14 protein-coding genes are annotated in these 12,480 nt (G+C 38.8%); all 14 read right to left on the bottom strand.

Features of this window, described 5'->3' with window-relative positions; genetic code table 11:
* Window positions 1–6: 6 nt before the first annotated feature.
* On the bottom strand, window positions 7–330 hold the full coding sequence (gene hisE / locus MHH71_RS08500; RefSeq protein ID WP_006094152.1) for a phosphoribosyl-ATP diphosphatase: 324 nt from the start codon (window positions 328–330) through the stop codon (window positions 7–9).
* A 12-nt stretch (window positions 331–342) separates the two neighbouring features.
* Window positions 343–648 carry a phosphoribosyl-AMP cyclohydrolase gene (hisI, locus tag MHH71_RS08505; protein WP_016114006.1) on the bottom strand — a complete coding sequence of 102 codons (306 nt, stop codon included), beginning with the start codon at window positions 646–648 and terminating at the stop codon, window positions 343–345.
* The gene (gene hisF / locus MHH71_RS08510) at window positions 645–1,403 is read right to left on the bottom strand and encodes an imidazole glycerol phosphate synthase subunit HisF (protein WP_018764211.1); all 759 of its coding nucleotides are present in this window, start codon (window positions 1,401–1,403) and stop codon (window positions 645–647) included. Before hisF ends, hisI begins: the two co-directional genes overlap by 4 nt.
* Window positions 1,397–2,116: a 1-(5-phosphoribosyl)-5-[(5-phosphoribosylamino)methylideneamino]imidazole-4-carboxamide isomerase gene (gene hisA / locus MHH71_RS08515; RefSeq protein ID WP_018781017.1), complete on the bottom strand. Its 720-nt coding sequence runs from the start codon at window positions 2,114–2,116 to the stop codon at window positions 1,397–1,399. Before hisA ends, hisF begins: the two co-directional genes overlap by 7 nt.
* On the bottom strand, window positions 2,089–2,718 hold the full coding sequence (gene hisH, locus MHH71_RS08520; protein ID WP_006094151.1) for an imidazole glycerol phosphate synthase subunit HisH: 630 nt from the start codon (window positions 2,716–2,718) through the stop codon (window positions 2,089–2,091). The genes hisA and hisH overlap by 28 nt, the downstream gene beginning before the upstream one ends.
* Complete coding sequence (hisB, locus tag MHH71_RS08525; protein WP_006094150.1) at window positions 2,719–3,303, bottom strand: imidazoleglycerol-phosphate dehydratase HisB; 585 nt, start codon at window positions 3,301–3,303, stop codon at window positions 2,719–2,721. It lies immediately after the preceding gene.
* Complete coding sequence (hisD, locus tag MHH71_RS08530) at window positions 3,303–4,592, bottom strand: histidinol dehydrogenase (RefSeq protein WP_006094149.1); 1,290 nt, start codon at window positions 4,590–4,592, stop codon at window positions 3,303–3,305. Before hisD ends, hisB begins: the two co-directional genes overlap by 1 nt.
* A 14-nt stretch (window positions 4,593–4,606) precedes the next feature.
* Window positions 4,607–5,242 carry an ATP phosphoribosyltransferase gene (hisG, locus tag MHH71_RS08535; protein ID WP_018764206.1) on the bottom strand — a complete coding sequence of 212 codons (636 nt, stop codon included), beginning with the start codon at window positions 5,240–5,242 and terminating at the stop codon, window positions 4,607–4,609.
* Window positions 5,218–6,480, bottom strand: coding sequence for an ATP phosphoribosyltransferase regulatory subunit (gene hisZ / locus MHH71_RS08540; protein WP_006094148.1), 1,263 nt, complete (start codon window positions 6,478–6,480; stop codon window positions 5,218–5,220). The genes hisG and hisZ overlap by 25 nt, the downstream gene beginning before the upstream one ends.
* A gap of 350 nt (window positions 6,481–6,830) precedes the next feature.
* A complete protein-coding gene (gene leuD / locus MHH71_RS08545; protein WP_018764205.1) occupies window positions 6,831–7,409 on the bottom strand; it encodes a 3-isopropylmalate dehydratase small subunit in 579 nt (192 codons plus the stop codon).
* Window positions 7,387–8,781, bottom strand: coding sequence for a 3-isopropylmalate dehydratase large subunit (gene leuC / locus MHH71_RS08550; RefSeq protein ID WP_006094147.1), 1,395 nt, complete (start codon window positions 8,779–8,781; stop codon window positions 7,387–7,389). The genes leuD and leuC overlap by 23 nt, the downstream gene beginning before the upstream one ends.
* Entirely contained in the window at window positions 8,781–9,845 is a 1,065-nt protein-coding gene (leuB, locus tag MHH71_RS08555; RefSeq protein ID WP_003196166.1) for a 3-isopropylmalate dehydrogenase, read from the bottom strand. Before leuB ends, leuC begins: the two co-directional genes overlap by 1 nt.
* A gap of 87 nt (window positions 9,846–9,932) precedes the next feature.
* Window positions 9,933–11,453: a 2-isopropylmalate synthase gene (locus MHH71_RS08560; RefSeq protein ID WP_033798753.1), complete on the bottom strand. Its 1,521-nt coding sequence runs from the start codon at window positions 11,451–11,453 to the stop codon at window positions 9,933–9,935.
* Window position 11,454: 1 nt separating this feature from the next.
* The gene (gene ilvC / locus MHH71_RS08565; RefSeq protein ID WP_006094145.1) at window positions 11,455–12,465 is read right to left on the bottom strand and encodes a ketol-acid reductoisomerase; all 1,011 of its coding nucleotides are present in this window, start codon (window positions 12,463–12,465) and stop codon (window positions 11,455–11,457) included.
* Window positions 12,466–12,480: the final 15 nt, after the last annotated feature.

Consider the following 12,480-nt stretch of genomic DNA (forward strand, 5'->3'; position numbering starts at 1 on the left):
CCCCCCTTATAACGTATCAATTTCTTTACGCTCTCCTGTTTTTGAGAGCTTTCCTTGTCTCTCTTTCACTTCTTCTAACACATCTTCTAATGGAATATTTTTTGCGGCTAGTAAAACAAAGCAATGATAAATCACATCGACCATTTCTTTTATAAGTTCTTCTTTATCATCATTTTTTGCAGCGATTACCACTTCTGTACACTCTTCCCCTATTTTTTTTAAAATCTTATCTTCACCTTTTGTAAATAAATAATTTGTATATGATTCCGAAATTGGACTTTCTTTACGCTGCTCAATGGTTTCATATAAAGACTTCAGTACGTCTTCCATCCTCAGGTCCCCCTATATGATTTTATAATGAAAGCATGTTTTCTCTCCTGTATGACAAGCTGGTCCTACTTGCTTAACAATAATTACAATCGAATCTTGATCACAATCTAAATAAAGAGACTGAACATACTGCATGTGCCCAGACGTTTCTCCTTTGTTCCATAACGCTTGCCGCGAACGTGAATAAAACCATGTTTTCTTCGTTTCTAACGTTTTTTTATATGCTTCTTCATTCATATATGCTAGCATCAAAACTTCTTTTGTTTCTTCTTCTACCACAACAGCTGGCAACAATCCCTTGGAGAAATCAGGTGTCATATTCTCACCTCAATTTTCGCTTCTTGTAATTTTCGCTTCACCTCTTGCACTGTTGCCTCACCATAGTGAAAAATAGAGGCTGCTAATGCTGCATTTACCGATGTTTTTTGAAACACCTTTACAATATGCTCTGCGCTTCCACATCCTCCTGACGCAATAACTGGAATCGAAACAGCTTCTGAAATTGTTTCTGTTAAACGAATATCATAGCCATCCTTCGTCCCATCTGCATCCATACTCGTAAGTAAAATTTCACCAGCTCCTAACTGTTCTATCTGTTTTGCCCATTGTACAGCATCGATTCCCGTATCAATCCGTCCACCGTTTACATATACATTCCATTTATTTTCTTTTACTTCCCTTGCATCAATTGCGACCACAATACATTGAGAACCGAAATGTTCGGCACCTTCCTCAATTAAATTTGGATTTCGTACTGCCGCTGAGTTAAGTGAAATTTTGTCCGCGCCTGCTCTTAGCAAGGCATACATATCTTGAACAGTTGCAATCCCGCCACCTACTGTAAGCGGAATAAACACTTTCGACGCCGCTCTCTCTACAACATCTATAATTGTTTTTCTCCCCTCATGCGTCGCCGTAATATCTAAAAAAACAATTTCATCTGCACCTGCTTTATTATACAAAGCAGCTATTTCAACAGGATCACCAACATCTTGTAATCCTACAAAATTCACGCCCTTTACAACGCGGCCGCCTTTCACATCTAAACATGGAATAATTCGCTTCGTTAACATATCTTTGTCACCTGCAATGCCTCTTCTAAATCAATTGTTTTTTTATATAGCGCTTTTCCAATAATAACGCCATATACATTCATATCGTTTAACTTCTGTACATCTTGCAATGAGCATACGCCGCCTGATGCAACAATACGGATTGCCACCGCCTTCTGTAGTAATTGCAATTGCTCAAAGTTCGGACCCTCTAACGTACCGTCTTTTGCAATATCTGTAAAAATGATTGTTTGTACGCCGACACTTTCCATTTTCTTCGCAAGGTCGATATAAGAAATTTCAGATACATCTAACCAGCCTCTCGTTGCAACGTAACCGTTTTTCGCATCAATACCAACAATAATGTTTTCTCCATATAAACGAACTGCTTCTTCTAAAAAAGGACGATCATACAATGCTGCCGTTCCTAAAATGACTTTTTTCACTCCTACTGACAGTAACATTTCAACCGTTTCGAGAGAACGTATTCCTCCGCCTACTTGAACCGGAATTCGAACTGCTTTACATATATCCTCAATTACGGAAAGATTCATTGATTGACCTGCAACCGCTCCATCTAGATCAACAATGTGCAATGTTCTTGCTCCTAATTTTTCAAACAATAATGCTTGAGCAACTGGATCTTCATTCATAACTGTTTCTTTATTAAATTCTCCTTGATAAAGCCTAACACACCGTCCTTGTTTTAAATCGATAGCTGGGAAGATTTCCATGATTCTACCACTCCTTTAAAATTTCTTAACATTTGTATTCCGATATCACCGCTTTTTTCAGGGTGAAACTGTGCCCCAAATATATTTCCTTTCGCAACAATCCCTGGAATATCAATCTTATAGTCACTACTGCCACATACAATCTCACTTGGACAATCTGCATAGTAGGAATGAACGTAATACACAAATGAACCATCTTCTACTTCATTCCACAACTTAATTTCTCGTTTCTTCTTTAATTGATTCCAACCCATATGCGGGATTTTATAAGGAACTTCCAGCTTTCGAATTAGTCCTGGCAACAAACCTAACCCTTTCGTTCTCTCTATTTCTTCACTTTCTTCAAATAAAAGCTGCATCCCTAAACAAATGCCAAGGAGTGGTTTTCCTTGCACTCCAATTTCTTGAATCACTGAAACAAGATCTTTTTCCTGCAAAGCGATCATCGCTTTTGGAAAAGCCCCAACTCCTGGTAAGATCACACCGTCACTTTGTAATATCCTCTCTTTATCATCTGTTACAATATGCTCAGCCCCAATACGTGTTAACGCTTGTTCAACACTGCGAATATTCCCCATTCCATAATCTACAATTGCAATCAATTACAACAGTCCTTTCGTAGAGTTTACACCAACAATTTTGTCATTTTTGTCTACCGCTTCACGCAGTGCACGTCCAAACGCTTTAAATAACGCTTCAATTTTGTGGTGGGTATTACTGCCATATAAAATGCGAGCATGTAGTGTTATATTCGCTGCATGAGCAACCGCTCTGAAAAACTCTTCTGTCAGTTCTGTATCAAAATCTCCTAACTTAGGGTTTTTCAATTCACCTTGAAAGACAAGATAAGATCGTCCACTTATATCAATCGCTACAAAACCTAATGCTTCATCCATTGGTACATATGCTGCTCCATAGCGGTTAATACCTTCTTTATTTTGCAATGCTTCTTTCAAACAGTTTCCAAGCACAATCCCAACATCTTCAACAGTATGATGAGCGTCAACAAACACATCACCTTCTGCTTCAATTTGCAAACCAAATCTGCCATGCTTCGCAAACAAAGTTAGCATATGATCAAAGAATCCAACCCCTGTTTGAATTGAAACGTCTGTACTTTCATCTAAGTGTAAACTCAGTTTAATTTTTGTTTCTGTCGTTCCCCGTACTTGACTTGCCTCACGCATTATTTCTCCTCCTCAAATCGAATTTGAATTGCTCTCGCGTGCGCGTGTAATCCCTCTTTATCGGCGAGCATTGTAATATGGTGTTGAACGTTTTGTAACGCTTCTTTTGTATATGATACAAAGCTCGATTTTTTCACAAAATCATCAACTGATAACGGCGAAAAGAAACGCGCTGTTCCGCTTGTTGGCAGTACATGATTCGGTCCTGCAAAATAGTCTCCAAGAGGCTCTGGGGCATACGGTCCAATAAAAATCGAACCCGCATGCTGAATATATGCCAAGGCATTCATCGGCTCATTTATATGCAACTCTAAATGCTCCGGTGCTATTTCATTCGACAATTGAAACGCGTGATTTAGCGAAGGAACAACGAGAATTGCTCCGTTTCTTTCTATCGACTCACGAGCTATTTCACTTCTTGGTAATACTCGAAGTTGCTGCTTTATTTCTCTTTCTATCTCTTTAGCAAGTTCTACACAAGTTGTAATACAAATCGCTGTTGCCCTCACATCATGCTCAGCTTGAGATAATAAGTCTGCTGCGATAAAAGACGCATTTCCAGTTTTGTCAGCAATTACAACGATTTCAGATGGTCCAGCAATCATATCGATATGAACAGCTCCAAATACCTCACGTTTTGCAAAAGCCACATATATATTCCCTGGACCGACAATTTTATCGACTTTCGGAATCGATTCCGTCCCATATGCTAATGCCGCTATAGCTTGTGCACCACCTACGGTATAAATTTCATCTACACCGGCAATTTCAGCAGCTGCTAAAATATGTGGATCTATTCCCTCTTTCCCTGGTGGTGTTACCATTACAACTTTCTGAACACCGGCAATTTTAGCAGGTAATACATTCATGAGTACCGATGACGGATAAGATGCAGTTCCTCCTGGTACATATACACCAACTGTTTGCAATGGTCTAATCAGTTGCCCACGAATCACACCTTCGTTTTCACAATCTAAAAAGGATTGCCTTTTTTGTTTTTCATGGTATGAGATGATGTTTTTCTTTGCGCATTGCAATGCTTCTAGAAATGAAGATTCTACATATTCACTCGCTTTTTCAATTTCTTCTTTTGCAACACGTAACTTTTGTAATTCAATTCCATCAAAAGTTTTTGTATAAGAAAATAGCGCCTCATCTTTCCTTTCTCTCACCCGCTCAACAATTTCTCTTACGCGTATCTGTACAGTTTCTTCTATTATATTAGCCTGTTCTCTTAACTGTTTTATTCTCTTCAGCGCTTCCGTGTAGTTTTCAGATATTACCTCCACCCAGGGTCCCTCCTTTATTTATCTGCAGTGATTACACACTCCATATTATTGATAATATCGAATATTTCGTCTTTTTTTGTTTTTAAAGCAGCTTTATTTACAATCATGCGAGCTGATATTGAATACATTTCTTCAAATACAATCAATCCATTTTCTTGTAATGTTTTTCCCGTCTCTACAATATCAACAATCGCATCTGCTAATCCAAGAAGTGGAGCGATTTCTACCGAACCTTCTATTTTAATAATTTCTACATCTTCTCCCTTATCACGAAAATAAGTGGAAGTAATATGCGGATATTTTGTAGCAATTCTCTTTTTCCGATAGCCTTTCGGATTATATGTTGGGATAGAAGCGACACAAAACTTACAACATCCTACTTCTAAATCCACCATTTCATATATATCTTTCTCATATTCCATTAAAATATCTTTTCCAACAATACCAATGTCTGCAACACCATGTTCCACATAAGTTGCAACATCTACTGCTTTCACTAGAATGAATGAAACATTCCTACTAGCGCTTTGGAATACAAGCTTTCTTCCTTTATCCATCAGTTCCGAACAATCAATCCCAATCTTTTCAAACAGTGGAATGACATGTTTTTCAAGCCTCCCCTTTGTTAACGCAATTTGAATGTTACGCATGAGGTTTCCCCTTCTTTCTGTATCACCCATTTTTCTTTCCACACATATTCCACTAATGCTTTTCCAGTCGCTTCGATCACTTTTATAATCCCTTTCTTCTTCGCAAACTGAAATGTATCTTGCAAATTCTCAAACATAGATAATTCCACTTTCCACCCATCTTTCTGAAGTAAACCACATAGTCTTTCTGCTTCTGCTATCCTATCCAAAGAATAATGAATGATCATATCTAATTTTTTTCGTTTGAATTGTTTTTGCTGTTCTTGTAATGTCCGGACAATTTGATTTACTTGTACAGCTAAGCCGACTGCTGACATCGGTTCTCCAAAATTACCAAGCAATTCATCATATCTTCCGCCACTAACAATTTCTCCCCCAACATCATATATATAACCTCTAAAAATAACTCCTGTATAATAATGCAAATGTTGAATCATCCCAAGATCAATTGATATATACGAACCATATCCTAATTTTTCAATCGTTTTATAGATTTCTTTTATCCGCGCGATTGCTTGCTTCATCTCATAGTTTGAAGCAAGCTTTTCCGCTTCTTCAATTACTTCGAGTTTTCCGAATAATCTTGGTAATTTTTCAAGTAACTGTACAGTTTCATCACGTCGATCTAAATTCTTTTCTTGTAAAAAACGGGATAACTCTGCATAATTTTTACTTTCAATATACGTACGTAAGAGCGACTCCTCTTCTTCTCCAAATGACAGCTTTTTAACAATACATTTGTATAACTGAACTTGCCCTAATTCTATTGTAAAAGCCTGAATCCCTACAGCTTGAAGAGCATGAATTGCACTTACGATACATTCAATTTCAGCACGTATATTATCAATCCCAATTATTTCAATACCTGTTTGAATGATTTCATTGTATTTTCCAGATAGTGATTCATTCGCTCGAAACACGTTCCCGCTGTATGTTAATTTTACAGGCGCTTCCTCACCGTGGGTTCCTATTACTCTTGCAAGTGGAATTGTCATATCAGGCCTTAACACGATAATGCGTCCCTGTTGGTCAAAAAACTTATACATTTTCTCTTCATCTATCGGCCGATTCCGAAAAGAAAAGACATCATAAAATTCAATCGTAGGCGTTCGTATTTCCTCATAGCCTCTTTCTAAAAAAGTACGTCGTAATTTTTGTTCAACTTCTTCTATTAATGTACACTCTTCAAATACATAATCTCTTGTTCCATCTGGATTTGCTCGTTTCCATTTTGTCATACTGCTTTACACTCCTTTCAATTCTGTTCACCAAACTTTCCCCTTCTAGTGTATGCACACTAGAACAATCACGAACAAAATAAAAAGAGCCTTGTAGAAAAAATACCTACAAGGCCCCTTCATAGGATGTAGGTACAACGGGAATAACCCTTGTACCTACACGTTGTTCACGCTAGGTTCAAGGGTTTATGTATGATGATGTAGTTGTGTAAGCATATTGATAGATTGTAATGTAAACATTATCCTTACTCCCTTTCTCCTCTTATTTTCACATAGTATATAACACAGAATTCAGAATGTAAACAAAATTCAAACCTTTTTGTGTTTTTTATTACAGCTCACTAAACAAATTAGCGAGCTGTTTCTCGTTCATATTCTTCAATGTTTTGTTCATATTGAAGCGTGATTCCGATTTCATCTAAACCACTTAATAGCTTTTCTTTCCACATCTTTTCGATTGTAAAATGAAAACGATGTAGCGGAGTTGTAATCACTTCATTCTCTAAATCAACTTCTATCACATCTCTTGGATCCACAGCTGCTAGCTTTTCACGCATTTCCTTTTCCATAATGATAGGAAGCATACCATTTTTCGTACAATTCATATAAAAAATGTCTGCAAATCCCCCCGCGATAATAACACGAAATCCATAGTCAGCAAGTGCCCATGGCGCATGCTCTCTTGATGAACCACAGCCGAAATTTTCACCTGTAATTAATATGCTTGCTCCTTTTCGCTCAGGTGCATTTAGTGGGAAATCTGGATTCTCTTTCCTGTCGTCCTCATAACGCCATTCATCAAATAAAAATTTCCCAAAACCAGTTCGTTCAATCCTCTTTAAATACTGTTTTGGAATGATTTGATCTGTATCAATGTTATCATTCATTAGTACAGCAACAGTACCTTTATGAATATGAAATGGCTCCATCATAACTCTCCTTTCTCACATCAACGAAATGACCATAAAGCGCTGCTGCGGCCGCCATCGCAGGGCTGACTAAATGTGTTCTCGCACCCTTCCCTTGTCGTCCTTCAAAATTCCGATTGGAAGTAGATGCACAATGCTCTCCCTCAGGCACTTGATCTGGATTCATCCCCAGACACATAGAACACCCAGGCTCTCTCCATTCAAATCCAGCTTCTTCAAATATACGATGCAGTCCTTTTTCCATCGCTGCTTTTCGTACTCGTTTGGATCCTGGTACAACAAGTGCTCGCACTCCTTCTTTTACCTTCTTTCCTTTTACAACAGCTGCGGCAATTTCTAAATCTGATAAACGGGAATTTGTACAGGAACCAATAAATACATGCTGAACTGGAATTTCAAATGCACTTTGTCCTGACTGAAGCCCCATATATGCAAAAGCTCGTTCATCATTTTTATCACGTGTTTCTGGTAACTGTTCATCAATACGCATACCCATACTCGGGTTTGTTCCCCATGTTACATATGGCGCTAGTTCAGCAACATCTACCAAAATATAAGTATCATATATTGCATCTGGCTCAGTATAGAATTCCCTCCAATTCGCCACTGCCAAGTCAAACTCTTCCGGCGCATACTCACGCCCTTTTACATAAGCAAATGTTTTCTCATCCGGCGCAATAATCCCTGCTTTTGCTCCACCTTCAATCGCCATATTACAAAGTGTCATACGCTCTTCCATTTCCATATTTGTAATTGCTTCTCCGTAAAACTCCATCACATATCCAGTTCCAACTGCTACCCCATATGTAGCTAGAAGGTGTAAAATTATATCTTTTGCATATACTCCTTTAGGTAATTTCCCTTTTAATTCAATCCCCAGCGCTTTCGGCTTGCTCTGCCACAATGTTTGAGTTGCTAATACATGCTCGACTTCACTTGTACCGATCCCAAACGCCAACGCTCCAAAGGCTCCATGTGTTGCCGTATGACTATCGCCACATACAATGGTCTTTCCCGGTTGTGTAAGTCCTAGCTCTGGACCAATAACATGAACAATCCCTTGATTTTCATCATCAATATCCGCCAACGGAATATTAAATTGCTTACAATTTTCACGAAGCGTATCTAATTGTTGCTTAGCAATACGATCTGTAATGTTCCAAACATCTTTTGTTGGAATATTATGATCCATCGTTGCAAATGTTAAATCTGGTCTCCGAACATTCCGATTTGCAAGCCGCAAGCCCTCAAAGGCTTGCGGTGATGTTACTTCATGCACGAGATGAAGGTCAATATATAATAAATCTAACCCATTTTCATTTGTTGTAACAACGTGTCTCTCCCACAGTTTATCTAGTAACCTTTTTGCCATTATCTCCCTCTCCCTACTAGCGCTTGTTCTTCCATTTCTTGTAGTACATATTTTGTAAAAGACGATGTTGTTTCATTTCCACCTATATCAGCTGTACATTTCCCCAATCGGAGAACAGCAGAAATTGCTTCTTCAATCGCTTCTCCTTCTCTTCTTAAATCAAAAGATTGCCCAAGCATCATTGCAACTGAACGCATCATTGCAATTGGATTCACTTTATTTTTCCCTGCAATATCTGGTGCTGATCCGTGAATTGGTTCATATAGCGAAGGTCCATTCTCTGCATGACTCGCCGATGGAAGCATCCCTAAAGACCCTGCTAATACAGAGGCTTCATCACTTAAAATATCCCCAAATAAATTCTCAGTTACTATGACATCAAACCGGCCCGGATTACGAATCAACTCCATAGCAGCTGCGTCTACTAAAATATGTTCAAGTTCAATATTCGGATAGCGAAGTGCTACTTCTTCTGTTACTTCCCTCCAAAGTTTACTCGACTCTAAAACATTTGCTTTATCAATGGAAGTAACTTTTTTACGACGTTTACTTGCCAATTGAAAAGCGTAAGAAACAATGCGCTCAATTTCATGACGATGATAAGTAAGTGTATCTGTTGCTACCTCTTCTGTTTTTTCTTTTGGAAAGGAGAAATAAATCCCTCCTGTTAACTCACGAACGACAACAAAATCCACCTCATCAGCCGCCTTCAATGGGGATAAATGAGCAGTTGCTGCATCTACAGTGACAGGACGAACATTAGCAAATACACCAAGCCCTTTTCGAAGCGCCAGCAATCCTTTTTCCGGTCTTTCTTTCGCTTCATCCCAGCGAGGTCCACCAACCGCACCTAGTAATACAGCGTCACTCGCTAAACATGCTGCTAATGTTCTTGACGGCAATGGTTGCCCAAACGAATCAATCGCAGCGCCTCCAAATTGTTCATCTTGTAAATAAAAACGGTGACCATATAACCTTTCTACCATGTGTAAAACTTCCTTGGCACTCTCCATAATTTCTGGTCCAACACCATCACCCGCTAAACAAACAATACGTTTTTCCAATGATCAGCACCCCTTTTTTATAATTTTACTGATTATTCAGAATTATCTTTCGGTAAGTAGGGGTATCCCCCCCCACTTATCAAAACATTACTTTGCAAGGAATAACAAAGCCTTTAGTTTTCCCGCTGCATGTACATAAGCTCTAGCTGATGCTTCTAACACGTCTTGCGCAACACCAAAACCTGCAACTTGATGTGTTCCTTCTTTCAATTCAACATGAACATGAGCAAGTGCATCCTGTCCCTGTGTAATGGATTGAATACGATAATCGGCTAACTCACACTCAAGTCCTAGAATTCTTTGAATTGCATTATAAATCGCTTCAATACTACCTGCTCCTGTTGCTGCATCTTCGTACACATTACCTGCCTCATCCTCCAGTGCAACTGTTGCACATTGTGTACTGTTGGATACAAAATGCACTTGTAATTGTTTAATGTTATACTGCTGTGTTGAAAATGCTGTTTCTCCTAGTACTAATGCACGTAAATCTTCTTCTGTAACCTCTTTTTTACGATCTGCTAATCTCTTAAATGCACTAAATGCTATATCTCGCTCTTCTTCCGTAAACTCATAACCGAGTTCTTTCATTTTTTCAGTAAAAGCGTGGCGACCAGAATGTTTTCCAAGTACAAATAAATTTTGTGCTTCTCCAATTAGTTCTGGCTCAATAATTTCATATGTCGTTACTTCTTTTAATACACCATCTTGATGAATACCTGATTCATGCGCAAATGCATTCGCTCCAACAATCGCCTTATTTTTTGGAACTACCATACCCGTTAACCGGCTTACTAATGTACTTGTTGCTTTAATCTCTTTTAGTGTTATAGAAGACTCGGCTTCATAATAGTCTTTTCTAATGTGCAAAGCAACTGCTACTTCTTCTAAAGCAGCATTACCTGCACGCTCTCCAATCCCATTCATCGTCCCTTCTATTTGCAGTGCCCCACCTTCAATGGCTGCCAATGAATTTGCTACTGCCATACCAAGATCATCATGACAATGACAAGAGAAAATAGTTTTTTCATAAGAAGGAACATATTCTTGTAAATATTTAAAAAGAGAATAATATTCTTCTGGATTTGTATAACCTACTGTATCCGGAATATTAACAACATCCGCTCCAGCTCGAATCGCAACTTCCACAGCTTCTGCTAAAAAAGGGCGAGCCGTTCTCGTTGCATCTTCTGCCGAAAATTGCACTGTAGGAAATAAGGATTTCCCTAAAGTTACAGAGCGATGAATACTATCTAATACATCCTCCTTTGACATACAAAGCTTATATTTCATATGAATATCACTCGTTGCCAAAAAGACGTGTAACCGCGGAGATGCTGCACCTTTCAATGCTTCATACGCTCTCTGAATATCACTTTCCTTCGCCCTTGCTAGACTCATAACGGAAGCATTTCGAATCGTTTCCGCAATTCGTTTTACTGAGCAAAAATCACCTTCAGAAGCTGCTGCAAATCCTGCTTCCATCACATTAATCCCGAGTTTTTCTAACTGCCTGGCAATCTGTAACTTTTCTTGTTCATTTAAATTGACTCCGGGTGATTGTTCGCCATCACGAAGCGTCGTATCCATGAACAAAATCTGTTTCATATTATTTAACCCCCGCCTTTACTTTCGGTTGTACAAACGGCATCATTTCACGTAATTTACGCCCAACAACTTCAATTTGATGTTCATTTTCCTTAGCATTCGTTGCATGGAAATGCGGTTTTCCTGCTTTATGCTCTGCAATCCACCCTCTTGCAAATGTGCCATCTTGAATTTCTTTTAACACTTCATCCATCGCTTTCTTCGTATGTTCTGTTACAACGCGTGGTCCTGATACAAAATCTCCCCACTGCGCTGTATCAGAAACGGAATATCTCATATTTTCAAGTCCGCCTTCATACATAAGATCAACAATGAGCTTTAGTTCATGTAAGCATTCAAAGTAGGCAAGTTCCGGCTGATAACCAGCATCTACTAATGTTTCAAATCCCGCCTTTACAAGTGCAGTAACACCTCCGCAAAGTACAGCTTGTTCTCCAAATAGATCCGTTTCTGTTTCTTCTTTAAATGTAGTTTCTAATACTCCAGCCCTCGTTGCTCCAATTCCATCTGCATAGGATAATGCTTTTTCAATGGCTGTTCCTGTTGCGTCTTGATATACAGCAAATAACGCTGGAACCGCTCCGCCTTCAGCAAAAGTCCGACGTACTAAATGTCCAGGTCCTTTTGGCGCTACTAGAAATACGTCTACATCTTCTGGTGGTGTAACTTGATTAAAATGAACGTTAAATCCATGAGCAAACACAAGTGCATTTCCAGCTTGTAAATTCGGTTCAATTTCTGTTTCATACACTTCTGGCTGTAGTTCATCAGGCAAAAGAATCATTACTACATCCGCAGATTTTGCAGCTTCTGCCACTGAATATACAGAAAAACCATCCTCTTTCGCCTTTTCCCATGACTTTCCTTTCCGAAGTCCAACTACTACTTCAAAACCATTATCACGTAAGTTTTGTGCATGAGCGTGACCTTGTGATCCATATCCAACAATCGCTATTTTCTTCCCTTTTAATACATTTACCGCTACATCTTTCTCATAATAAACTTTTGTCATATTCTTTCTCCCCCT

The organism is Bacillus sp. FSL H8-0534 (genome assembly GCF_038005885.1).
Taxonomy (GTDB): domain Bacteria; phylum Bacillota; class Bacilli; order Bacillales; family Bacillaceae_G; genus Bacillus_A; species Bacillus_A pseudomycoides.

Bases quoted from the DNA above. Each gene is read 5' to 3' on its own strand.
- hisE (WP_006094152.1), bottom strand. From the start codon at position 330: ATGGAAGACGTACTGAAGTCTTTATATGAAACCATTGAGCAGCGTAAA.
- hisI (WP_016114006.1), bottom strand. From the start codon at position 648: ATGACACCTGATTTCTCCAAGGGATTGTTGCCAGCTGTTGTGGTAGAA.
- hisF (WP_018764211.1), bottom strand. From the start codon at position 1,403: ATGTTAACGAAGCGAATTATTCCATGTTTAGATGTGAAAGGCGGCCGC.
- hisA (WP_018781017.1), bottom strand. From the start codon at position 2,116: ATGGAAATCTTCCCAGCTATCGATTTAAAACAAGGACGGTGTGTTAGG.
- hisB (WP_006094150.1), bottom strand. From the start codon at position 3,303: ATGCGTGAGGCAAGTCAAGTACGGGGAACGACAGAAACAAAAATTAAA.
- hisG (WP_018764206.1), bottom strand. From the start codon at position 5,242: ATGCGTAACATTCAAATTGCGTTAACAAAGGGGAGGCTTGAAAAACAT.
- hisZ (WP_006094148.1), bottom strand. From the start codon at position 6,480: ATGACAAAATGGAAACGAGCAAATCCAGATGGAACAAGAGATTATGTA.
- leuD (WP_018764205.1), bottom strand. From the start codon at position 7,409: ATGGAGCCATTTCATATTCATAAAGGTACTGTTGCTGTACTAATGAAT.
- leuC (WP_006094147.1), bottom strand. From the start codon at position 8,781: ATGGCAAAAAGGTTACTAGATAAACTGTGGGAGAGACACGTTGTTACA.
- MHH71_RS08560 (WP_033798753.1), bottom strand. From the start codon at position 11,453: ATGAAACAGATTTTGTTCATGGATACGACGCTTCGTGATGGCGAACAA.
- ilvC (WP_006094145.1), bottom strand. From the start codon at position 12,465: ATGACAAAAGTTTATTATGAGAAAGATGTAGCGGTAAATGTATTAAAA.